35 protein-coding genes and 1 pseudogene are annotated in these 22,230 nt (G+C 54.9%); 8 read left to right on the forward strand and 28 right to left on the reverse strand.

Features of this window, described 5'->3' with window-relative positions; translation table 11 throughout:
• From DW850_RS10180 to DW850_RS06310, 6 genes are all read left to right on the forward strand, one after another.
• On the forward strand, positions 1-1,863 hold a 1,863-nt coding region (locus DW850_RS10180), incomplete at its 5' end, for a VaFE repeat-containing surface-anchored protein (protein WP_158565234.1).
• 80 nt (positions 1,864-1,943) lie between these two features.
• On the forward strand, positions 1,944-2,561 hold the full coding sequence (locus tag DW850_RS06290; RefSeq protein ID WP_117786566.1) for a hypothetical protein: 618 nt from the start codon (positions 1,944-1,946) through the stop codon (positions 2,559-2,561).
• A gap of 5 nt (positions 2,562-2,566) precedes the next feature.
• Positions 2,567-3,412 (forward strand): class B sortase, encoded by an 846-nt coding sequence (locus DW850_RS06295; RefSeq protein ID WP_117786567.1) that lies wholly within the window; start codon positions 2,567-2,569, stop codon positions 3,410-3,412.
• Positions 3,413-3,561: 149 nt separating this feature from the next.
• Positions 3,562-4,614 carry an ArdC family protein gene (locus DW850_RS06300; protein ID WP_158565235.1) on the forward strand — a complete coding sequence of 351 codons (1,053 nt, stop codon included), beginning with the start codon at positions 3,562-3,564 and terminating at the stop codon, positions 4,612-4,614.
• A gap of 116 nt (positions 4,615-4,730) precedes the next feature.
• Positions 4,731-5,066, forward strand: a complete 336-nt coding sequence (locus DW850_RS06305; protein ID WP_117786569.1) for a hypothetical protein — start codon at positions 4,731-4,733, stop codon at positions 5,064-5,066.
• Positions 5,067-5,090: 24 nt separating this feature from the next.
• On the forward strand, positions 5,091-5,873 hold the full coding sequence (locus tag DW850_RS06310) for a hypothetical protein (RefSeq protein WP_117786570.1): 783 nt from the start codon (positions 5,091-5,093) through the stop codon (positions 5,871-5,873).
• A gap of 67 nt (positions 5,874-5,940) precedes the next feature.
• Here the strand turns inward: DW850_RS06310 and DW850_RS06315 are convergent, their stop codons facing one another.
• From DW850_RS06315 to DW850_RS06335, 4 genes are all read right to left on the reverse strand, one after another.
• On the reverse strand, positions 5,941-7,293 hold the full coding sequence (locus DW850_RS06315; protein WP_117786571.1) for a hypothetical protein: 1,353 nt from the start codon (positions 7,291-7,293) through the stop codon (positions 5,941-5,943).
• A 69-nt stretch (positions 7,294-7,362) separates the two neighbouring features.
• Complete coding sequence (locus tag DW850_RS06320; protein ID WP_117786572.1) at positions 7,363-7,923, reverse strand: hypothetical protein; 561 nt, start codon at positions 7,921-7,923, stop codon at positions 7,363-7,365.
• Between the two features lie 24 nt (positions 7,924-7,947).
• Positions 7,948-8,136 carry a hypothetical protein gene (locus tag DW850_RS06325; RefSeq protein WP_117786573.1) on the reverse strand — a complete coding sequence of 63 codons (189 nt, stop codon included), beginning with the start codon at positions 8,134-8,136 and terminating at the stop codon, positions 7,948-7,950.
• Between the two features lie 287 nt (positions 8,137-8,423).
• Entirely contained in the window at positions 8,424-8,744 is a 321-nt protein-coding gene (locus DW850_RS06335) for a helix-turn-helix transcriptional regulator (RefSeq protein ID WP_055168065.1), read from the reverse strand.
• A gap of 285 nt (positions 8,745-9,029) precedes the next feature.
• Between DW850_RS06335 and DW850_RS06340 the strand changes: the two genes are divergently transcribed.
• Positions 9,030-9,437 (forward strand): hypothetical protein, encoded by a 408-nt coding sequence (locus DW850_RS06340; protein ID WP_147349599.1) that lies wholly within the window; start codon positions 9,030-9,032, stop codon positions 9,435-9,437.
• 164 nt (positions 9,438-9,601) lie between these two features.
• Here the strand turns inward: DW850_RS06340 and DW850_RS06345 are convergent, their stop codons facing one another.
• The 24 genes and pseudogenes from DW850_RS06345 to DW850_RS06465 form a co-directional block, all read right to left on the reverse strand.
• Positions 9,602-10,867, reverse strand: coding sequence for a relaxase/mobilization nuclease domain-containing protein (locus DW850_RS06345; protein ID WP_158565236.1), 1,266 nt, complete (start codon positions 10,865-10,867; stop codon positions 9,602-9,604).
• A gap of 159 nt (positions 10,868-11,026) precedes the next feature.
• Positions 11,027-11,296 (reverse strand): hypothetical protein, encoded by a 270-nt coding sequence (locus tag DW850_RS06350; protein WP_117786575.1) that lies wholly within the window; start codon positions 11,294-11,296, stop codon positions 11,027-11,029.
• A 14-nt stretch (positions 11,297-11,310) separates the two neighbouring features.
• On the reverse strand, positions 11,311-11,601 hold the full coding sequence (locus DW850_RS10415; RefSeq protein WP_117786576.1) for a hypothetical protein: 291 nt from the start codon (positions 11,599-11,601) through the stop codon (positions 11,311-11,313).
• The gene (locus tag DW850_RS10290) at positions 11,594-11,863 is read right to left on the reverse strand and encodes a hypothetical protein (RefSeq protein WP_118383018.1); all 270 of its coding nucleotides are present in this window, start codon (positions 11,861-11,863) and stop codon (positions 11,594-11,596) included. Before DW850_RS10290 ends, DW850_RS10415 begins: the two co-directional genes overlap by 8 nt.
• Positions 11,864-12,128: 265 nt before the next feature.
• A complete protein-coding gene (locus DW850_RS06370) occupies positions 12,129-12,524 on the reverse strand; it encodes a hypothetical protein (protein WP_117786578.1) in 396 nt (131 codons plus the stop codon).
• 960 nt (positions 12,525-13,484) lie between these two features.
• Complete coding sequence (gene mihF / locus DW850_RS06375) at positions 13,485-13,838, reverse strand: integration host factor, actinobacterial type (protein ID WP_117786579.1); 354 nt, start codon at positions 13,836-13,838, stop codon at positions 13,485-13,487.
• A gap of 9 nt (positions 13,839-13,847) precedes the next feature.
• Positions 13,848-14,120 (reverse strand): hypothetical protein, encoded by a 273-nt coding sequence (locus DW850_RS06380; protein WP_117527833.1) that lies wholly within the window; start codon positions 14,118-14,120, stop codon positions 13,848-13,850.
• A gap of 51 nt (positions 14,121-14,171) precedes the next feature.
• Positions 14,172-14,363: a hypothetical protein gene (locus DW850_RS06385; protein ID WP_147344049.1), complete on the reverse strand. Its 192-nt coding sequence runs from the start codon at positions 14,361-14,363 to the stop codon at positions 14,172-14,174.
• 27 nt (positions 14,364-14,390) lie between these two features.
• Positions 14,391-14,627, reverse strand: coding sequence for a hypothetical protein (locus DW850_RS06390; RefSeq protein WP_055158124.1), 237 nt, complete (start codon positions 14,625-14,627; stop codon positions 14,391-14,393).
• Entirely contained in the window at positions 14,620-15,192 is a 573-nt protein-coding gene (locus DW850_RS06395; protein WP_117527829.1) for a ParA family protein, read from the reverse strand. Before DW850_RS06395 ends, DW850_RS06390 begins: the two co-directional genes overlap by 8 nt.
• A gap of 33 nt (positions 15,193-15,225) precedes the next feature.
• Entirely contained in the window at positions 15,226-15,672 is a 447-nt protein-coding gene (locus tag DW850_RS06400) for a single-stranded DNA-binding protein (RefSeq protein ID WP_158565237.1), read from the reverse strand.
• A gap of 203 nt (positions 15,673-15,875) precedes the next feature.
• Positions 15,876-16,247: a 3'-5' exonuclease gene (locus DW850_RS06405; protein WP_117786581.1), complete on the reverse strand. Its 372-nt coding sequence runs from the start codon at positions 16,245-16,247 to the stop codon at positions 15,876-15,878.
• A complete protein-coding gene (locus DW850_RS06410) occupies positions 16,244-16,516 on the reverse strand; it encodes a hypothetical protein (RefSeq protein ID WP_117786582.1) in 273 nt (90 codons plus the stop codon). The genes DW850_RS06405 and DW850_RS06410 overlap by 4 nt, the downstream gene beginning before the upstream one ends.
• Positions 16,517-16,535: 19 nt before the next feature.
• Positions 16,536-16,751: a hypothetical protein gene (locus DW850_RS06415; RefSeq protein ID WP_117786583.1), complete on the reverse strand. Its 216-nt coding sequence runs from the start codon at positions 16,749-16,751 to the stop codon at positions 16,536-16,538.
• Positions 16,752-16,889: 138 nt separating this feature from the next.
• Positions 16,890-17,705, reverse strand: coding sequence for a zinc-ribbon domain-containing protein (locus DW850_RS06420; RefSeq protein WP_117786584.1), 816 nt, complete (start codon positions 17,703-17,705; stop codon positions 16,890-16,892).
• A 45-nt stretch (positions 17,706-17,750) separates the two neighbouring features.
• A pseudogene (locus DW850_RS10510) lies at positions 17,751-17,882 on the reverse strand (zinc-ribbon domain-containing protein); the annotation flags it as partial.
• Between the two features lie 662 nt (positions 17,883-18,544).
• Positions 18,545-18,766, reverse strand: a complete 222-nt coding sequence (locus tag DW850_RS06430) for a hypothetical protein (protein ID WP_055168026.1) — start codon at positions 18,764-18,766, stop codon at positions 18,545-18,547.
• A 395-nt stretch (positions 18,767-19,161) separates the two neighbouring features.
• A complete protein-coding gene (locus tag DW850_RS06435; RefSeq protein WP_117786585.1) occupies positions 19,162-19,641 on the reverse strand; it encodes a hypothetical protein in 480 nt (159 codons plus the stop codon).
• Positions 19,642-19,654: 13 nt separating this feature from the next.
• Positions 19,655-19,939, reverse strand: coding sequence for a hypothetical protein (locus tag DW850_RS06440; protein ID WP_055262384.1), 285 nt, complete (start codon positions 19,937-19,939; stop codon positions 19,655-19,657).
• Between the two features lie 2 nt (positions 19,940-19,941).
• Positions 19,942-20,178: a hypothetical protein gene (locus tag DW850_RS10420; RefSeq protein WP_147349600.1), complete on the reverse strand. Its 237-nt coding sequence runs from the start codon at positions 20,176-20,178 to the stop codon at positions 19,942-19,944.
• A 5-nt stretch (positions 20,179-20,183) separates the two neighbouring features.
• Entirely contained in the window at positions 20,184-20,402 is a 219-nt protein-coding gene (locus tag DW850_RS06450) for a hypothetical protein (protein ID WP_117786587.1), read from the reverse strand.
• Between the two features lie 10 nt (positions 20,403-20,412).
• Positions 20,413-20,607, reverse strand: a complete 195-nt coding sequence (locus DW850_RS06455; protein ID WP_117786588.1) for a hypothetical protein — start codon at positions 20,605-20,607, stop codon at positions 20,413-20,415.
• Positions 20,608-20,775: 168 nt separating this feature from the next.
• Positions 20,776-21,057: a hypothetical protein gene (locus tag DW850_RS06460; protein WP_117786589.1), complete on the reverse strand. Its 282-nt coding sequence runs from the start codon at positions 21,055-21,057 to the stop codon at positions 20,776-20,778.
• 228 nt (positions 21,058-21,285) lie between these two features.
• Positions 21,286-21,552, reverse strand: a complete 267-nt coding sequence (locus DW850_RS06465) for a hypothetical protein (RefSeq protein WP_117774017.1) — start codon at positions 21,550-21,552, stop codon at positions 21,286-21,288.
• Positions 21,553-21,699: 147 nt separating this feature from the next.
• Here DW850_RS06465 and DW850_RS06470 point away from each other — a divergent pair, with 147 nt between their 5' ends.
• Positions 21,700-22,080, forward strand: a complete 381-nt coding sequence (locus DW850_RS06470; RefSeq protein ID WP_055261531.1) for a hypothetical protein — start codon at positions 21,700-21,702, stop codon at positions 22,078-22,080.
• Positions 22,081-22,230 lie beyond the last annotated feature (150 nt).

The following is a 22,230-nucleotide window of genomic DNA, read 5'->3' on the forward strand; positions in this document are numbered from 1 at the left end:
AGCCATGCCGATATCGAGGACAAGTCCCAAACCGTCACCATCACGAAACCCGAAGTCGGTACCACCGCCAAGGATGGTTTCGACGGCAATCAGACCGTCGTTTCCGATACCGAGGTTTCAGTGGTCGATACCGTGAAGTACAAGAACGTGACCCCCGGCAAGACCTACAAGGTTTCCGGCACCCTCTACGAGAAGGTCACCGACAAGGACGGCAAGGTCGCGAAGAAGGAGCTCCTCGATGCCGACGGCAACCCCGTCACCGCTGAGACCGAGTTCGTTCCCGATGACACCTACGGCACCGTCGATGTGACCTTCACCTTCGATGGGTCGCTCCTGAAAGACAACACGCCGGTGGTCGCGTTCGAGTCCCTGTCCTACAAGGGCAAGGAGATTGCTTCCCATAGCGATATCGAGGATGAAGACCAGACAGTCACCATGCACACCTCCAAGATTGGTACCACGGCCATGGACAAGCTCGATGGTGACAAGACCGTCATCGCCGATGCCGAGTCCACCGTCACCGACGAGGTTTCCTACGACCATGTGCTTACCGGCAAGGCTTACACCATGGCCGGTATCCTGATGGATGCAAAGACCGGCCTTCCCGTGCTGACTGGCGAAGGCGCGAAGAAGTACACCGAGGATGACCTCACCAAGTTCACTTCCGGTCTGATGAACCTGCTCGGCTTCCAGTCGAACACCTACTCCATCAAGGTCAAGGGCAAGGACTGGGGCAACGGTGCCGCCACTGTGAAGAACGCAGAAGGTTCCTACACCTATGATGCTTCCGAGCGCACCGAGCAGGAGGACGGCACTTGGACTGTCAAGACCGACACCCAGACTCTCACCGAGCAGGAGGACGGCACTTGGAAGCTCACCGGTCAGGAGGGTAACGGCACAGGCTCCGTCCGTAATATCGAGGAGACCTACAAGGCCGATGAGGTCGAGGTCACCGATAACGGTATCGACTGGTCGAACGCAAAGAAGCTCCCGACCGCTTCCATTGACCTCGCCAAGGTGAAGGCGTATGCCGAGGAAAACAAAGACCTCCTCTCCTGCCTTGTCTACAAGACGGCGGAGTTCACCCCTGAGAAGGAGTCCGGTTCCATCGACATGGACTACACCTTCAACTCCAACGACGTTATCGACCGCCTGTCCGGCGAGACCAAGAACCTCGTGGTCTTCGAGGTCATGTTCAAGGGCAGTATCGAGAACGCTTCCGATGAGACTCCCGTTTCCATCGTCGCGAGCGAATGCAATAAGGACAACGAGGGACAGACGGTGAAGCTCGCCCCGAGCACCATCGGTACCACCGCGACCGACAAGTCCGACGGTGACCATGAGCTGATGGCTGGCAAGGATGCCGTCATCACCGACGAGGTGAAGTATGAGGGTCTTATCCCCGGCAAGGAGTACACGCTCCATGCCACGCTCATGGATAAGAAGACCGGCGAGCCTTTGAAGGTTGCCGACAAGGGAGTGACCGCCGAACTCAAGTTCACGCCGAACAGCGAGAGCGGCACGGTCTCCATCGACCTCGGCGAGTTCGATGCAACTTCCCTCGACGGTCATACACTGGTTGTCTTCGAGGAGCTGACCAAGCAGAGTGATATCGACGGCAAGGCCACGGACGTTACCGTAGCGGAGCACAAGGATATCAACGATGAGGGACAGTCCGTGACCGTCACCTCGACCCCGGCAGGCTCCACCTACGGAAAGACCGGCGTTGACATGACGAACATCGCCATCGCCATCGGCATCCTCCTGATTGCCGCAGGCTGCGCGACCGCTTACGGCATCAAGAGCCGCAAGACCGCCAAGGGCGATGCGGACGAGAGTGCAGAGGACAACACCGAAGCCTAGTGCCCGTAACGCCTGAAACCGGCAGGGTGCCAGCTCTCCGGCACCCTGCCTTCCTTTTAATTTGAAAGGGGGATACACCCATGAAGGACGATAAAGAGAACGATATCGAGATGAACGACGGAGATTCCGCCGAAGTGCCTACGGACGGGAACAACATGCAGGCAAACCCGGAAAGCGAGAAGAAGCCGCATAGCCGAAAAGTCATCGCCGTCATTTGCGGCCTTGCGCTCGTCGCACTCATCGGCGGCGGTGCCTACTACGGCATCAGCCATCAAACCGGTGCAGGCTCCAAGTCCGAATCCGTGCAGGTAGAAGATTCCAAGGAAAGCGGTTCCGATAGCAAGGAACAGTCCCACACCCATGACTGGTCTATCACCTACAAGACCGTCCACCATGACGCTGTGACACACACGGAGCACGTGGCACCCGTCTACCAGAACCTAACTACCTACCATACCGTTTGCAATGAGTGCAAGCAGGTCATCGACGGCAAGGCCGATGAGCACATCAAGCAGACCGGTCACTCCGGCTACTCCACCAACGTCCCCATCACCGATGAGGTCATGGTGAGCGAGGGCTATGACAAACAGGTCACCGACACCCCGGCTTACGATGAGACGGTCATCGACAAGCTGGTCTGCACCACCTGCGGAGCGACGAAGGATGCCCCGCAGGCCACATCGGATGCCGCCAAGTAATTCAGATGGCCAGATTGGGAAATCATAACCGGAAATCCCGTGCGGCCTTTGCGGCAGCGGCGGTCTTCCTGACCGTCGCTGCCATCCTTTTCGGCGTGCTGCTTCATTTCTATCAGGACGCAAGTCCATCACCGTCACCAAACGGCACGCCGCAGGAAACCGCCACGGAAAGCGCAGGGGGTCGGGAATCCGAGTTCCCTACTGTTGATTGGGATTACTGGAAGAGTGTGAACGGGGATGTTATCGGATGGATAACCGTGCCGGGGACGGATATCAACCATCCCATCCTGCAAGCCCACGCATCTGACCCGGATTACTACCTGCATCACGATATCTACCGGAACTACAACCCCTTGGGTGCGCTCTATCTCGACGCAGAATGCGAGAAGGAGGGCTTTCAAAGTCCGAATGCCGTCATCCTCGGACACAGCCTGCGTATCGGTGGTGCCATCACCTGTTTCGGAAACATCCAGAACTACAGCGATAAAACTTTCGCATCAGAGCACGCCAAGGTACTCATCCAGACACCGGAAAAGAAGATGCGCTACACCGTGCGCTTCGCGAACATCGTGAAGGGATGGGAACCGACCAAACGGACGGCGTTTGCCGGTGAATCGGATTTCCGAAGTTGGTATGATTCCTCGCGGGAATCTGCCGCCATGGTACTCGATACCGATTCCGATACCGATACCGATTCCGAACCGAATCAGGTCATCTCCCTCGTCTCCTGCTCCTATAACTTCTGGAAGCAGAACGAGCGGACGGTCGTGACCACCAGTATCGACCAAAAACAAGCGCAAACGGAAACTGTTTCGACCGAATCCCGTCAGACTGGCTCTGATGCCGAATAAGGGCAGGTTTCAATCCGTTCGCACCCACGCTACAAACGCACCGTCAAGACCCCGCAGATGCGATTCTGTGGGGTCGTTTTCTTAGAACATGTCGGAAAAGCGGCAGCTATCGTATAATTTCAATGAGCTTTCCCGGAAAGGAGACCATGATGAAATCTAAGCAGAAGCAGACTCCTACGGAGATTATTGAGAACCAGCGTCAAGCGGTCGTTGAGAAAATCATCGAGGACATGAAGCGCGACGGGCTTCGTTGGGCAGAACCGTACCTGCCCTCCCTAACACCGCACAACCCCGTCTCCGGCACCGTGTATCAGGGCGGAAACCGTGTGCATCTTGGCTTCATCGGATTCATGCGCGGCTACACAGACAACCGGTGGGCTACCTTCAACCAGATAAAGGATGCCGGTTGGCATGTGAAAAAAGGTGCCAAGTCCGCGCTCATCGAGAAATGGAAACAGTTCTCCTTCTACAAGGAAAACGAGGATACCGGTGAGAAGGAGCTTGCGGGACGCTATCCGAAGCTCGTCGGCTATTGGAACGTCTTCAATGCGGAAGATATCGAGGGCATCCCGCCTGAAAACTCCCCCGTCCACCAGAATGACCGGACAGCCATCATCGCCCAGAACCTTGAAGAATCTTCCAGATGCCCAGTCATCGAGAGCAGCAGCTACCTCGGAAGTGCCGCCTACTCTCCGGCCACAGACCGCATCGTCATCGCCCCGCGAGAGACCTTCCGCTCGGACGAAGCGTTCACCCGCGTCCTGCTGCATGAGATGACCCACTCCACTGGACACCCTTCCGCCCTCGCCCGTGAACTCGACACCCGCTTCGGAAGCCCTTCCTATGCTGAGGAAGAGCTGGTCGCGGAGCTTGGAAGCCTTTTCCTTTCCGCAGACCTCGGTATTCAGAGCACCGATTTGGAGGGCGAGTTCTACGAGAACCACGTCTCCTATCTGCAATCTTGGATGAATGCATTGGAAAACGACCCTTCTTATCTCTTCAAAGCCGCATCGAAAGCCGACCATGCGGACACCTTCATCATGGAGCGTTACGAGGAGGAACTGGGAAAGAACATTGAGATTGACGCACCGGAACTGGAAGAGGAGGTGTCGCTCGCCGGAGAGAGTCATGATATGGCAAGCGCATCCGAACACCAGCCGGAAAGCGAGATGCCGGAACCTGCCCTTGCTGCCGTCCTGTAGCCGTGTGCCCGCGCCGAAAGAGGAACATGCGTTCAATTAACGTATTGCCGTAATACTGGCATTATAGTATAATGGTAACATATGATAACAGCCATCTGGCAGAAAGGACGATAGGTATGGCAGAAATGGAAAAGAAACCTTGGCGCTTCACCATCGAGTTCGATGAGGAGAAGGCAAAAAGGAACGGCTACAACGTAGATGACCTCTACGACTGTGTGGGAAAATATGCGGAGCAAATGGGTAACGTCCGCATCGGACTTGGTACTTGGCAGGCAAAGAACCGCAAGGTGCAGTTCGGAGCGCAGTGTCCTGTTTGCGCCGCCCTTTCTAAACAGCCTTGGGTCATGCAGAACATTAAGTCTTGGCGTACCTATGAGGATATGAATGAACCGGAGGGCGAAGACTACCTACAGGTAATCCGGGATATCAGCCCGAAACGCATTTACGACTAGTCGCATTCGTACTTAGGATTCCAGATGGAACTTGATAGGAAAGCATTTCACTTCGACCTAGACAACGAGTCTGTTAAACGCTTCTATACCGGTAAAAGGAATGCATGGTCAGATATTCAGGACTTTCTGGAATCCCATAGCTTTGAGAAGCCGCAATATTCTGGATATGAATCGGCAGAAAATATCGTCATGTCCTATCAGCGTGCTTATGGCACCATAGATGAGATGATGTACAAGTTTCCTTGGTTCCAAAAATGCGTGAAAGCGGCCACCTTCACGGAAATCGGTGAAAGCTACGATGTGAAGGAGTTTCTTGAGAATGGGATGCAACTATCACTTCCCCTCCGCCCCGACACCCGCAAGGAGCTTCACTTCGACTTGGGAATGGCTGCGCTCAGTGAGAATTACGGCTCCATCAGGCCGAATGCTTGGCGCGGCGCTTGGACGCTTATCCGCATTTTCATGGAACGCAACGGATTCGTCCACACCCAGTTTTCCGGGTATGAGTCGAAAACGGTAATGGCGATTGACAGGGCAATGGCCGTCATGGAGGAATTGCAACAGAGATATCCTTGGTTCAAGGACTCCCTTCTCGCCGCATCGCTCACCGAGGTCGGCGAACGCCACGATGCCCTCTCCTATATCAAGGGTTCCAGTGGCATCATCGTTCCGGTTCCCACCCATTCGCTTGGGCTTGAAGAGCCGGATTTCTTCGGTTCCGAAATCGGTGATATGAAGAGTGCGACCGCAGAGCTATCGAAACGGAACGGGTCGGAACCACCGAAAGACCTGAACAAGGCGCATTAGAAAAAGCCCCGGCCATTTGGTCGGGGCTTTCCTTGCCTGAAATAGACGATTGCCTTGCTCTTTCTAGTTACTTCGTGGCACCGCAGGAAGAGCACTTGTACCCGGTGGTCACGGTCTCGTCCCATGCCTTGCTCACCAGCACTTGCTCGTCCCATGCTGCTTTGTCGGTCACAGTTTCATAATACCCTTGCTTTACAGTCACATAGGTAGAGTGATAGCTTCCGCAATTACCACCATTCATAAGAGAGTTGTTAATATGTCCCCATGGGTCTGACGTAATATCCGCACCGCACTGGTTGCAGATATAGTGTTCCTCCGTTACCGGGTCATGCCATACCTGATGCGTCACCGCGTCATGGTGGACGGTCTTGTACTGAGCGTCGTGATGGACGGTCTTTGTCTGGGCTACCCAGTTGTGCTGATGCGCCGGGGTGTCATCCTTTTTCGATGAGCTGCCTGAATTGGTGTTCGAGCCGGAGTTGCTGCTGTTGCCACCATTCGGCTTGCTATCGGATTTTCCCTCGTCTTTCTTGGAGGATGAATTGCTCTTGTTTCCAGAGTTATCGGAGCTGCCTGTGGCCTTCCCATCATCTTTCTTGCTATCGGAGGTCTCCGGTGTCTTCGCATCGGACTTGTCCTCCTTGGCGGTCTCCTCAGCCTTCTCGGTCTCCTTCTCGACGGCATCCGTATCGGCATTCGGGTTCTTCTTGATGTTGTCCTCGAACTTCTTCACGACCTCGGCACCCTTGTCTCCGGTCAGAGTAGAATCGCCCTTCTTCACGGCTGCTGCAACATCCTTGGCGATGGCGGTCAGGTCATCCTTCGTCACCTTATCCGCATCCACCTTGTTGAAAGTCACACCCGTGCTGGCCGTCTTCTTGTCGGCCTTCCCGGCGGTAACCTTCTTCGATGACACCTTATAGATGGAACCGTCGGCGTTCACCGGTGAAATGAATGTGACGGTATAGGTGCCGGACTTGCCAACCTTCACAGTCACCTGTTTATTCGCGTCGATAGCGGTGTAGAAGTCCACCTCGCCGTCCGCTCCCTCGATATGCGCGATGACGGGCGTGGATGTGTCCGCATCCCAGCCGTCAGCCTTTACCTCAAGGGTAAGTACCATGTCCTGCTTCTCATCGTCCTTTGACTGGGACACCGCAGGGGCATTGGAATCTCCCGTCCAACTGGCATGTGAGATGGCGTAAGCCCCGCCGCCGATGAGAAGCGCCGCACAGAGGATTCCCGCACCAGCCACGCAGACCTGCTTACGGGAGAACTCGCGCCCGAAGAGCACGAGCGGCTTCTTAGCATTCTCCTCCTCCGTCGAACCCACGACCTTCGGGATTTCGGCAGTCTTGTCCGCCGGGATACCCTCAGTCTCGATGCTGTTGTCGTTAAACATATTGCTGTCTTTCTTCATTTCTGTCAGTCCTTTCTGTCTCATAAGAAGTTTTCTTGCTCTCTATCTATCCATATTACCGGTAGGTCTCTACACCAACATACCCCATAGGACATGCACGAGGATGATGAGAACAAGGATAACCGCCATCCATTTGCTGTAGTAGAACAGTCTGTCTGGAAGCGTCACCATCGAAAGCCGCTCAATGCGTCTCTTGGATTCCTCTACCATCGAGTCGATGACCTTCCTGCTCCTTGCGGTCACCTCTTCGACGTTCTTTATGGTCATCTCTCCCGCCTTCTGCTGGGCGTTCGCAACTCCCATGAGTGCCATCTGATTCGCCTGATGCTGCGCGTCCGCCGCGCCGTTTCTCAGCTCCTCGACCTTTTCGAGCACATCCTTCATTTCCGAAACCATGCCGCGCATCTCCCTTGCGATGCGTTCGTTGCTCCGGCGCTGCTCGGCGATAAGGTCTTCCAGCTTCTTCACGGTTCCGATGAGGTCGGTCTCGTCGTTCTCATCCTCAAGCCTTCGTCCGGCGTTTCTGGCATCCCTCGCTTCCTCGGAGAGCTTAAGCTGCTGGCCGATACCGGCCATATGCCCGTCCGACTGCTCAAGTTCCCTCTTCACTTCGCTAAAATGCTTTGCCATGTAATCTTCGCTCCTTTCCATCCGTCAGTCCTCCAAACCCTTGCCCCTCTTCTCGCGCACGCGGATAGCGATGGGCGTGTCGAGCAGATAGGAGAGGTTGTGTACCGCATCCGCGACCGGCACGGCATCCGCCATGCTCCCACACATGTGTATCGCCTTCCAATCCTTCTCGCCCTTCACCGTCACCTCGACAAGAAAACGTTCCTTTTCCATCTCTCTCCTCGACCTTGCCGGTCTTTTCTATCGGATAAGGACAGCCTATCGCATCAGGTGTCCCTTTGTCTGGACACCTCTAGGGTTCACGCAGGTTCACCCCGCAGTTCGGGCAGAACTTCGGGACATATTCGGAAAACTCCTCGAACAGCGGCTCCTCGCTCTCCTCAGAATCCGTCATATCCTCCTCGACGCGCCCAGCCCATCCGCAGTCGGAACACCAGATGCCGTCCACGGGGTTTACATTTGCGGCTTTCGAGTGAGCGCTCCCAATGGTGATGAAAATCCTACTCATCGTTCTCAGCCCTCTCTCCATTGCTCTTCTCACGCACTTCGGCTTCCTTCCGCATCGCGGCAATTAGCTCCTCGGGCGTGATTCCGAGACCGTCCGCGATAGCGAAAAAGGACGCAAGACTCGGCAGACGCGTCGGCTTTCCCCCGCTTCCGGCCATTCCGGCAAACCAAGCGGATTTGCTGATTCCGCTTTTCTTGATGGCGTTGTCGAGCGTCATCCCCTTCTCGTACACGATGCGGCGCACCGCAACCGCGAAACACCCGAGTTCCGGGAAACGCTCAACGGCTTTCTCTGCCTGTGGCTTACCCGCCATGGTATCTCCTTTCTTACGGCTAGCTTGATTACTGGTAATATATCATACCACCAAACCAGATAAATCTTCAAGACGATACTCCATATATCCCGCACAAATAGGACAACAAACCAGCTTGAAAGCAACCCAGCAATATAGTAAGATAGACTCGTAAACCTATATCTGTTTACATGGAACGGTCGGTAATTCGTCCGTCATGCAAACTAACAGACTTATTAGAATTGACATTAGAAAGAAGGTCATAACATGCGAACTTACCAACACCCGATATACCAAGACAACACCATGGCAATTCGCGCCGAATATGATGAGGAAAAACGAGTCTTCGATTTGATGAAGAAGTTCCTCTATATCGTCGGGACGATAACGGCGATAGTTGTTTTCCTTTTGCTTCTCGTTAATTCCCCTGCCCTGATAACTCAGACAGGTGCAATTGGAATCATTGCACTCGTTCCCGTCCTGCTGGCTGCAACAGCCTTTACCGGGTTTTACGTCGGCACGGTACCGGCTGGCTACATCGCTGCATGGCGTGCAATCAAGCGCTCAAAGCTGTTCGTGTGGGGTAACGCTCTCGGACTGCTCCTCATAGCGACACTTCTTCTTTCCATCCCGGCTGCATTCGCGCCCATTGCCTTCCTTCTCCAGTGGTTGAAGGTGTCAAATCTCAAGCGTCAGCTTGACGCGAACGCATAGTGAGGTAAACTGAACGCGTTTTCTTCCTTCGTGGAGAAACTTTCTTGCTTTAGCCCGCTGCTCCCTGATGTGCGACATTAAGGGAACGGCGGGCGCTTTTATGCCGATTCTCACACACCCGTATAGCGGCGCAAGCGGAATATCCCGCCCGCGCCGCTTTTTAATTAACGCTCGCCGTTCTCCTTGTTCGGTTCCGGGCGTTCCTGCGTAGGTGCCTGTTGCGCCCGCTGGGAACCGCCGCTCCCGGCGTTTCCGCCGTTCTTCTTCCCTTTCGGCATGACCGTCGAGGATACTTCCGCCCTGAGTTCGTCGGCTCCGCGCCAACAGGCGAGAATCAGGCGCTTGACCTCCGAATCGTCCGCGATATCCGAATCGGGACGCGGGAGTTTCAGCTTGGGGATATCCACGATTTCCATGCCCTCCATGCCACGTATCTCCTTGCGGTACTTCTGGTAGACGCTTCGGATTTGTGCAAGGTACCTCTCCTTCGTTTCCGTTACCATCGCCTTTTGCTGCTCGATATTCCTCTTCTCCGCAACGGCTGCGCTTCCTTCCGCATGGATGGATTTCGCCACATTCGCCTTAAACGCAGCTTCCAACCCCTTCGTTCCGAGGTCTGCATCGAGCTTCGCCACGGAGAAGGCATAGCGGTTGTTGTCCGTGTCGGTAACGTACATGCGCCCCCTCTTGAACTCCGTGTCAACGCCCCATGATTCCAAAAGCTCGCGGTAATCATAGATGTTCTCCGCTTCCCCGGCGGCGATACGGCACAGCTCTCGCAAGTTCGTCTTATAGGAGTCGATGCCGCGTGCCGCAAGTTCCTTCTCGATACGGGACGGCTGCTTTTTGTGGACGGAGGAATTGCGCTCGCCCTCCACGACCTGTTTCAACCCCCACTCGCGGTCGAGGTCGCGGATGCGGCTGGCGCGTTTCACCTTGGCGCTTTTTCCCCGCCCCTCATCGAGCCGCTTGCCCGTAGAGAGGTCGGTACGGTTGATGACGATATGGACGGCATAGCGATGGGTCTTGTCCGCCTTACAGTATTCGTTGTGAAGCGCCAACACTATCTGCTGGTTCGGGTAATGCTTTCCCACGTACTCCTTGGCATACCTCATGCACTCTTCCGGTGAGAGCCGCCCACCGTTTAAATCACACTCGTCGGGATTGAACCCGAGAATCTGGTGAAACAGAATCGTGTTCTTCGCTTCCTTAAGCTCCCCAGTCTTCTTATCCCGGACTCTCCTTGCCGCTTTGTTGTGCCCGTAGGCTTCCCGCGTCATCCACATGTGGTGCGCCCAGCGCTTCGGGTTCGTACAGCCGTCCATGTTCAGACTGTCGCGTAGAATCACCTTTCGGTCATCGTTGATATAACCGCGCAGGTTCTTCATGTGACCGGAACTCTGCACACCGGTCTGCTTGATGATGGTCAATGCAATTCCTCCCCTCATTCCCTTTTGAAATGAAACCCGCGCACCGGATACTCAAGTGCCATACCGTTTCGGATATACCCGGACGTACATCGGTATGCCCGCGCCGCATCTTCGATATCCCAGTAGCACCCCCGGTCTCAACGCAGATAACAGGTCTTGTCATTGCGGTTTTTCCTCCATTGCTTTCACGCTATCCCAAAACGGCGATTCCATCCAGACGGATTTCAAGCGTTGCAGATACGTCTTTGCCCCATCTTGCGTGAACTCGGCATCGGCATCGTCCGAATGAAGATACCACCCGTTCGGAAACTCAACCCAAGATGCAACGGTCTCACCGAGTTCCATGCTCACGTATCTCGTGAGCGTTACGCTCCAACCGTCCTCCTCATAGTGAATCGTCTTCTCGCCTTCACAATCGGCCATTGCCATCGCTCCTCCTGCTTTCATGAATCTATTTTCACGGACACTGCACCCATGCCGGAAAGAATATCGCTTTCCGACAGTTTCCGATTCCCTGTGACCTTCGGCTCCGTCCCATGTTCGCGACGGTAACCGTTCGCGAAAAATCGGAATACCGCTTCCGTCGTTTTCACCGGAGCGTGCATGACAAACGGGTTGTATTCGTCATCGACGAAATAGAAGGTTCCATCCCTCTTCGCGATATGCGCCGGGCGCTTGCAAGCAGGGCACCGTGATTTCAGGTCACGGTAATGTAACCACTCCGAATCAGTCATCGGCATATTCCCAGTGGTAGCCACCGGCCATCCCGGATGCAGCTGAACCGATACCGTTCGGCGATATCTTTGTTCTCTCCGCCGCGTCCTTTATGCTTTCATAAACAACGCCGGTTTCCGTGCAACGAACCTTTCTTCTACGTTTAGGCTCGCTGATTCCGTCGATAGCATTCGCCAATTCTCGTTGCGTCATGTTCCGGCGCATCCGTATCTTTCGGATGCTCTTTCCCAAAAGCCGATTTTTACGATTGCATTCCGTCATTTTCGTACCCTCGCAAATCAGAGAATCAAAACCCGTTATCGCATTTCAAAGAGAATGAAAATGGCGTAACCGGATGTAGCGATTGCGACCAACGCAATGAGAGCTCGATAAAGGTAATCCCAGTTTCTTTCTCCAAACTTCCTTTTCCATTCTTTCGCTTCTGCTACGGATTTGCAGAATAGACTTACGCTAATAACAAGCGCTAATAATCCCGTCATGATGTTAAGCGAAAACATTGCGTGGTAAGTCATTCCCATATCTCCTGTCATTCGTTATCGAGGTTGTTAAAATCCTCGATTTGCAGATGGACATTGTTCCTGTCGGCTTCCCTTCGGAGCGCCGCGAGCGCTTCCATGATTTCAGAAAATGTCGAGACCTCTTTCTCCAAAACACGTTTCGCTTCATCCGGGTCGAACACTTTCACGCCGTAGGTGTTCAGGAACTTCATGAACTGGTTTAGGTTCGTTCCCTGCTTCGCGAGTTCGTGCGCTGCCTTTTTCAAAGGCTCGGTGTCGATGACCTTGATTGAAACATCGTCGGAAATCAAAACCGCTCGGGCATACTCGCCCATTTTCATTCCTGCTCTTTTCGCGTTTCTGCGAATGGACTCTCTCTCTTTCTCGGTTGCGTAAAACTTTATTTGAACCTCACGATTACGCATCTCGCAATTCTCTCCTTTCCATTATTCGTAAAACACTTAAGGCAAATTGCGCCGCCGCCATTTGTAAGTGACACGAAATCGGATAGTCGCTCTGCTGACTACAGAAAACCGGGAATCCTAAATTACCGGTTTTCTCAAGCGAAAGCGCTCTCCCGTCAAGGCTCCGAAAGCCGCTCGGGAGCAAGATGGAAGAGGGTTGAAAAGTCCATGTTAGTGGACTTTGAGTACCCACTTCCCAAATCTTGCAACTCGAAGAGCGGCCTTGGCCGGTGAGCACTGATATTCTATCAGTGCGAGAGCAGAAAAGGCATGGAAAAGGGGGTGCCGCCGCACCCTTTCCCATGCCTTTTCTGCGGGGTTTCCGGCTTGCCCGGAAACCAAGAACCCGAGGTGCCGCCACCTCGGGTTCCCATCGCCTGCGAAGACGAAATCAATTCCATTGAAAACCGATGGACGTAATCTCATTTTCCGAGCTTTACTGCATCCTCCATCAACTTGATTGCTTGCTGCCAACCGGCAAGCTCTAACTCGAACCAATCGGGGTTGTCCGCCCCTATACAAGTGCCCAGTGGCATCCTGCGCATGTTCCGCTTCTCTTTATGGCGGACGAAAGGGATGCTCTGCTTCTTTGAACATCATCGGCTGCGTCTTGGATGCTGCGGTATTCCTTCCCGGTTTCGATGCATCGCACGCGCTTGCTTGCCGCTTCTGCACCCCCAATCGTAGCCACCGGTTCGATTCCATGTTCCCTTGCGCAACGTGTCATCTCCTGAAACACATCGAAACTGATTTCAGCGAGACTGGAATGTTTGCCATGTTCGCGGTAATACTCTCGTATGTCGTAATCGTCATGAAGCCAGTAATATCTACCGGTCCTCATACTCGCACCGACATGCGATGGCTTTCCGCAAACGGGACAGGTTCCCTTTAAGTCGCGCCAGTGCTCCCAATTCGGATGCATCACGAATTGCGCTGTTCAAGTGAGCCGAGTTTCCAGCCGTTCTTTTCCAGAGCAATCAGCGCTTCACGTTGCCGGATGCCGAGTCCGCCGACACGCCTGCCTTTCGGTATCCGGTACAGTCGCATGATGACTACCGCCTTGCTCGCACCGATACCCGGAACACTTTGCAGAAGCGATGTGACCAAAATGCGTTTCGCATCCTCCTCGTCCATCGCATCCGTGAACGTAAGCTCGCCGGACTTCACGCGAGCCTTGAGTGCTGCATAGCGCCTGCGAGCCTGCATGGCAAGCTCTAGCGCATGGGCACGCTCCTCGCTGCTAAGGTTCGGCAGATGGTTCTCTTTCTCGGTCATCGTTACTTCCTACTTCAACTCGTTGTCCCAGATGTTATCGTCAGGCTGCGCCGCATGTTTCCAACGGTTCGCATCCGCCCGACCGTTCCAGTCGGCGATGAACTTCTCGATAGCAATGGCGCATCCGCTGTCAAGAGCTTCCGCCCACCTCTCGTTGTTCTCATCGCACCAATTCTGAAATACCGCAAACTCGGTGACATTGTTCTCGACGATGTGCCTTCGCATCCCCCGCATCTGCGCGATAAACCTCGCGGTGGCGGGAACCATGGTGATTAGGTTCATGTTCCAATCCCTTTTTCCGAAGTGAATCCATCTACCGGCTCCACTTCCTCTCTAATAAAAACGCCCGTCGATGTATTTCTCGATAACCGACGAAAGTCCGCTATCGAGTGCCTGAGACCAGCAGTCGTTGTTCTCATCGCACCAGTCCTGAAAATCGGTGAAGTCTGTGATGCCGTTCTCGCGTATGTGTTTCCGCATCGCACGCAGCATGTCGTGCTTCGATTTTTCCGATTCCGTTACCATCAAGCCCATCCCTTCATCACCATCCCCTTAACCAAGCTCCTCGGCAAGCAGTCGGACGATGAGCTTGGTCATGCTCTCCCCCGTCTCGACGCGGTGGAGTTGCGCTTCTTTGTGGAGCCAAGCCGGGATGAGGAGACTGATTTTCTTGAGTTCCACCTCGTCCGTCTCATGCTTGCCGGAACCTTCCTTCTGGATATCCGCCATCTCGCGCTTGGACTTCTGCGCGCTCGCCATGAACGCGTTCGCTGTGGTCTTGTTAGCCATTGTTCTTCTCCTCTTCGTTCAGAACCGAATCTGCAAGCAGCTCAATCGGGGCGACCACATGGCTCTTCGGGTCGTACTCCGCCACAGACACACCGGCTGCTGCGGCACGTGAGAGGGCAACGGCGCGGGGAATCTTCGCGATGATGGGAACCTCCTCGCCCTCAAGGTACTCCACGAGCTGACGGTCGAGTGTGCCGTAGGCATAGAAGTTGTTGACGATGACATACGCTTTTGCGCCAGTGCCGGACTCACGCACGATATCGAGCGTTCTCAGCGTCGGCTCCATGTCGCGCGTGCTCGGAAGCATGGGTACGAGGATGAGATTCGCCGCGCGGCACCAATCGTTCACACCGCCCACGAGCACGCCCGCCGTATCGACAACCTGAAAATCGCACTCCTCCGCGAAATCAGGGTCATCGCAGACCTCATGGACGGAACCGCCCTGCGGGTCGGTAGTGACGAACGCCACGGTCTTGCCGCGACGCTCAAGCGCAAAGGAAAGCTCGTCCGCGATGGTGGTCTTGCCGACTCCGCCCTTCTGGTTGAGCATCAGAATCGTGTACATGTTAGAAGTCCTTTCTGTCCTGTTTGAAAAACGCTACTCACGGGAATCGGATGCGCGCACAAGCCCGTAACAGACGGTGACGGAAAGTGCCGAGCACACGGCGAATACCGTAGCAGCCACGTTTCCGAAAACGACCGAAACCGTAAGTGTGAGAAACACCCACCATCCGACGGTCACCGCGAATAGCAGGCCGACGAAGAGCATAAAGGGGATTTCCCGCACTGAATCGCCACGAAGGTGCATTCCGTCCACCGAAACCTTCTTCCCCTTGGTGAGATAGGGAGCAAGTGCTTCGGCTCGCGCACCGAACAGGGCGCAATCGACAAACACCGGCGCATCGACATATTCGCCGGTCTCGCTGTCCTTCTTCTTCTCGTTGATGGCGAGTCCGAAGGTGAGGACACTCGTGGCATCCCCCTTTTTGCGAAGCTCCGCATCGCGCGTGAGGTTGCCCATGATGGTCACTCGGTTGATAGCCATTGTCTTTCCAATCTCTCGATGGTGTTTGCGGAGGATTCTGGAATCCTCCTGCCGGGAAAACTTTCGTCCCTTGCTGTCTATAAATATAGCAGACCAGAATACCAGCAACCCAGAGAGCAAGATAACCACATAGATTGCACACACTTGCGCTGCAAAGATAAGGGCGTGTGAAAAGCAATGCTTCACACGCCCTAAGCACGTATCTACTCTGCTACGAGCCATTGTTCGAGCCATCGCTGCACGGCAAGCGTCGCGAGCGCGTCGGCAAGCGAACCGTGTGCCCTGCCCGTCCACTCGTATCCGATGTGGTCGGCGGCATCCACCAACTTGTAACGCCTTCCCATGAACCACGTGAACAGGTTCATGGTGTCCGTGATGCGTGCGTCCTCCCTCGGGCGCACCCCGACGGCGGATAGGAACCCGAGGTCGAATCCGACGTTGTAGCCGATAACCTCGTCTGCCCCTGCAAAGATTTCCCTCAGTCGCGGTATGGCTGTCTCGATAGTCGGCAGGTCTGCCACGTCCTCTGGGTAGATGCCGTTGATGGCGCTCGCGTGCGGCCATTCGGTCTTCACGGTCGCAGGGAAGCCACCCCAACAACCACGTCCTCCACCGCACGCTCAACGACGGCTACCCAATAGGTGACAGAGCCGATGCCGTGCTTTTGGTCGTTGACGGCGTTTTTGTGCTCGCTGATGAAGTCGCGGGCGGCGGCTACTGCTTCCTCCTCGCTCTCGAAATCTTGAAGCTCGAAGTAATCGACCGACTTGCGCTCTTCCCTGTCCCCGCTCAGGTACAGAAGCATCTCGTACCCGTTCACGAAATAGCGGATTTCTTTATCCATGTCTGTAATCCCTTCTTGCCTAGCAGGCAGAAATCTCGACCCACTCGCAACTACCATCTGAAACTGCAAGCCCGTGGAGAGAGCACCAAAGCCCCTGCGCCGCACATTTCCTTGCGAACCTGTCCGCCGCGTACCCGCTTTTGTATTCGCGAGTCGGAACGAGCGTGTCGTAGAAGCAGACCTTGAATGCGAGGAACTTCTCACTTCGTCCGTAGGTCTTCTCGATGTAGCCCATGCCGGTGTCCTTTCCGTCAGCCCTTCTTGCTGCCTATAAATATAGCAGACCGGCATACCAGCAAGCCGGTGAACCGCACACTCCATATATCCTGCATATTCTGTCCAAAAAGAAAGGCACCCTCCCGGATGCCTTCATTCATTCGTCCAAATACTTCCAATGGTATCCAGCGCATGTTCTTCTGTCGCTTATGGCGTGGGATATCGAGGATGGATGTTTCCCAACTTGCATTCCAGCATCTCTGATGGTTTCATATACCGTTCCCGTTTCGACACAAACCACCTTCTTACCGTTTTTTCTTCCTCTGGCCTTGCGCATACAGCCCATGCACAGCGGCTCCTTTGCTCCCGGATAGCTCTTGTAGGACGCTCCGCAACTTCTGCAAAGAAACCAATAGGTTCCATTTGAATTAGCCGTAATATCCGATGGGGTCAGGTTGCCATTTTTCTCGTAGTCCCACGCCGCCGCTAGGTTGGGGTTTGTTTCCGCAAGTGCTCCTAACCTCTCAATTGCCATTTGTCGATAGCGAGGGATACTAGCCCGTCGTTGGCACTTTACGCAACCAGACGGCTTCGGTGCCCGCGTCCTGTTATAAACGTCGTTCTTCCATTCATGCCCGCAGACGTGACACTTCCAGATGACTTTCGTTCCATACTTTATAATCACCTCATCCGCAGGTATGCCGCCATTCAGCTCCGGCAGATAATCGAGTGCCACCTCCGGGTACTGGGATGCAAGGTCGTTTACCCCCTTTTTCAGTTTTCTCCCGGCGCAGTACGGGCAGCTTCCCTTCCCTATCTTTCGCTTGACTGGCGGAGCTTGCCATTCCCCACCGCATTTCTGGCATTTCCACCAGACGCGCTTCGCGCTACCTGACACGATATCCGATGGAGTCAGGTTGCCATTCCTCTCGTAATCCCATTCCTCAGCAATATCGGGATTGCATGTAGCCAAGTCCGTCCAACCGGGGATAACTACCTTTCCAAGACAAGCGGGACACCCCTTGCTGTCCCTTTCCTTGCCGAGCCTTCTAGTCCAGCGATACCCGCATACCGGGCATTTCCATGCGTATTCCTTATTTATTTGTAGCTCTAAGCTGTCAGGAGCGCCGTTTTGTTCCGAATCCCATATTTTTCATTTGCTCCGTCCTTTCTGCCTTGGGATGGTTCCGGTGCCGTCCCCCTTGCTGTTATCTGTAATTATAGCTATGCGGCATACCAGCACACTCCACAACGCGAGACTCCACGCCTTCTCCATGGAACTCGGGTCATTAGGGGCGAGCAGCCCCTAATCTGAGGGAGCGCAAGCGACCGCGACACGGAGAGACCCTGCGAAACCGTGGGGTGTCAAGAAAAGCCAACCTCCCGTCACGGAGCCACCGACCCTCCTTTCCCCGCCCTCTACCGAGCCGCTGCGGCGTGCCCCGCTTTGCCGCGCCTGCGGCCTATGGTTTCCCGAGAAGAAGGGGTTTTCAACATTCCGATGGGCGGAGGGTTCCTAGACTGACCCGGAGCCTGTCGGAATGTTGGAAACCCCGGCAGGTCTGTCCCCCGTTTCCGCCAAGTAGAAGGCTTTTCCGCGCTTTCAATGGCCGGAGGGTTCCTAGCCCGACCCGCAGGCTGTTGGAAGGGTGGGAAAGCCGCCCCCGAGTCCCCGTTCCCGCAACGACCCCGCGCCTTCACGCCGCCCGCAGGGCGGCTCCCAAAAAGCCAAAGAAAAAGGGCACCCTCCCGGATGCCCTAGCTCCTTTACCGACCGAACTCCTCCCGATAGCGGTTATGGTCTGCTAGTGCTTACCTCTTGTTACGGTAGCGGCGCTTTTCCATCTGGTAGTCGTACTCCATACCCGCAAGGTAGACGCACCACACGCCGACCACCATGAAGAGCGTACCCATAACAAACTCGATTGTCGCCCAGACCGGCGCATCCACGCTCGCAAGCATGAGCGTGTACGCCATAATCCCGCAGCCGATAAGGATTGCACCATAGGTCTCAAGCTCCCTGACGTTCTTCATCTTGAAGTCCCTTCTGCCATGGGGCGGCTCGGTTGCCGTCCCCCTTGCTGTCTATAAATATAGCAGACCGGCATACCAGCAAGCAGGTGAACCGTACACTCCATACATCCTGCATATCCTGCACGAAAAAAGGGCACCCTCCCGGATGCCCGTCCTTTCCCTATCCGAGGTCGATATACCTGCCGACCGCATCGGTATACCCTCCATGCGCAATCCTCCGCCCGCTCGGGTTCTTCCTGCCGAATCCCGCTTCCTTGCGGTCGAGATAATAGCGGTGGTTGCACACACGGCACCACCCAGCAAGCTCCCTTCCGCCGCGAACCAAGTTGAACGCTTCCGCTGGCAGCACACGCCCGCACCTAGGACAGCGCTTCTTTGTTGGCAGCATCCTTTTCCTAAACCTCCTTCCCGGCATCCGTCAGCTCATGGACAAGCCATTCCGCTCGAAGCGGTTTCTTCTCTTTTTTCCCGTCGTGCGCGACGTGCAGCCCGTACACGTCATACGACCACTCTCCGGCAATCCCGACAATCAACCAATCGCGTCCGTCCCCTCCGTAAAGGGTCTCACCGAACATGACCGGCTTGCCGTCTGCGCAAAGCATCTGCCCCTTCGCCATTCGCTTCTCTCGCCTGCATTTGCGCTTGTAGGCAGCATGAAGGCGTTTGAATGCCCCTCTCTTCGAGTTCTCCATGCTCCTCTGGTACTCCCCCTTGAGGTTCAGAAGCTCTTCCTCAAGATTTGCCGCTTCCGAAGCCGAATCGACCAAACGGTTCAACAGTGTCAATGCCCCGTCCCTCATCGCCCCGTCAAACGCCTGCTCGACGGCATACCTCAGAAGCCGCACGTCCTTCTCCTCGATTTTCTCCTTGCCCATATTCATCCCTTCTCTAGCGCCGTCCGAACGGCTTCCCCATGTCATACCAGCTTCGTCCCTCGTAGCCGCGTCCGCACCCGTAATGGCCGATGACCCTCCACCCGGAAAGGTCGAGGTCGTAGAGCCTTGTAAGCTCCTCTCCATAGGTTCGCTTTCCCTGCCGCACAAGCTCCTCGTCGCTTGCGTTTATGTACAGTTCCCCGTACCGCTCGAACACGTACTCGACCCGCTTGCCACTACCGATAACATCCCCTGCGCAGACCTGCCACGGGCGCAGGGGCTTACTCCCCGCGCCCATCCTCACGGCTCCAAGTAAATCTCGACCATGATGCAACGCTGCGTCTCGTCCTCGCAGGAAAGCCAAGACGGGTTCAGTGTGAAAGAACTCACGTTATCCTTTCCATGCTGCAAGACCAGCCCACGTTTGCCAAAGAAAGTCGCTCCCGTTATGAGTCCAAACTCCCATTCCTCTGGATAATGGACGCGAAAGCGGTAACAATCCCCTTTCAGGCTATCCATCAACTCCTTGACCTTCATTCCGCTCATCCCTCATCTTTCAGCTCGATACAGATGGTCGGTTCTACCTCCATGAGTGGGAAGATATAGCCGACTTCCCTTTCAAGGATTTGCGTGTGTTCGTCAGGGTAGAACTCCTCCGCATCACCTAGATAGTGCTCAATCGTAGTACCCGTCGAATCATAGCTTCGAATCGCAATTTCGCCCTGAATGTAAGTCTCCTCGAACAGCTCCCCGAGCGTCATACTTCCTCCTCTAGCCGATTCCGTGACCGAACAAGCGGGCATCCGTGCAGGCATCCTCAAAAAGACCGTAATCGCCGTCAAACCCGAACCTTTGACAATAGCGCTCGATGAGCCTTTCGTACCTATCGTAGTCCTCATCGGCATATGCCCGGTTCACTCGGTCGATTGCCCTGCGGCGCTCCTCCGTAACATCCAAAGTAGCCATCTTGAAGTCCCTTCTGCCATGGGTCAGCTCTGCTTACCGCCCCCCTTGCTGTCTACAAATATAGCAGACTGGCATACCAGCAAGCAGGTGAACCGTACACTCCATATATCCTGCATATACAAGCAAAGAAAAAGGGCACCCTCCCGGATGCCCCGTGCTGCCGCCGTCTCAATCCTCCACGTAATCAATCAAGTCTTCCACGCCATCAATAGCAGTGGGGTTTTCCAATGTGCCCATCGAATAATCGTAACCGTAGTAATCGGCAACATCTAGGCACGCCTTGAGGACGTGCTCGGCAAGATACAGCTCGTCGCTTTCAATCTTTTCGATGGCGAAACGCTTCAAGTCATCGTAGGACGTGATATCGGCACCATCATCCATGAGCACAGGAACGATATCCTCCAACGTCTCCCCGTTTGCAATCCGCCTGTCAAGCTCCGCACGCTTCATCCTAAAGTCCTTCCTGCCATGGGGCGGCTCCGCTGCCGTCCCCCTTGCCATCTATAAATATAGCAGACCGGCATACCACAAACACAGCAAGCCATAAAACCATCATAACAATGCAGAGAAAAAAAGGCACCCGCGCAGGATGCCCCTTCTCATCTCACACGAACGGATTGGCGCAGCTGGAAGAATGCCGGACGCTGATTGAGGAAGTCCTTCAATATCTTGCCACCTCTATCTGGCACCAAGGAGCGCGATGGAGCCTACGCAGCCAACAAGTGCGATAAGGGTGCCTAGAACGCAGGCCGTCGCAAATCCGAGTGCCGCCATCTTCGTTCCCTCCGGTCGGTACGGCGCGTTGATGTTCATCAGGGATGCGGCGAGAATCCCGACGATGCCGCCGAGGAAGCCGAGGAAGAAGAAGCCTGCCTTCTGCCCGCTTGTAAGCGCACGTTCCATCGTCATCAGCATCTGGTCTTTCCCTGTATCCTTGGAATACATCTGCCCAATTCCTTCCTTTTTCTTCGCAAAACCGGGGCACGGTGCCTTCGCCCCTGTTCCGGCACCGCGCCCTGCCGGAATCTTACCATCCTCCGCGCGTTATGGCACAATCTGGTCAGGGTTGCCGTCGAGTAGGAAGGAAGAACCATGGCTACCATTCAAGATTTCGAGGAGCGTATCGAGAAACAGAAGGCGGAACTCGCCAAACTCGAAGCGAAGAAAAAGGAACTTGAAAAGAAGATTCGCGAGCGGAACCGGAAGTGGCGCTCTCTGGTCACCCATTCCGCTGGTGAAAGTGTGCTCTCCGCCGTCGGTTGCGCTTGGCAGGAACTCGACCTCGACGCACTCGACCGATTCCTTGCGAGCCATGCAGACGAGGTGAGCGACATGCTCACCGCCCACGGAAGTACCCCGGAGGATGCCAAGGCGCGTCTCGATGCACGCAAAAAGAAAACGGTAAAAACGGAGCCTGTCGCTGATGGTGGGTTACAGGCAGCGGAACCGGATAGCGAAAACTCCGACTGGTAACAGAAAAGGGAGCCGTGTGACCGAAATCACAGGCTCCCTTTTCTCCTGCCCGCACTCCGAGATAAAAGCAACAGGCAGAAAGGACTTTCGCTACTGTAACACAGCGCACCGCCGCACGGGACGCGAATCTGGCAGAACCATCTCAAAACG

The organism is Collinsella sp. AM36-4AA, from assembly GCF_003467795.1.
In the GTDB taxonomy this organism is placed as follows: domain Bacteria; phylum Actinomycetota; class Coriobacteriia; order Coriobacteriales; family Coriobacteriaceae; genus Collinsella.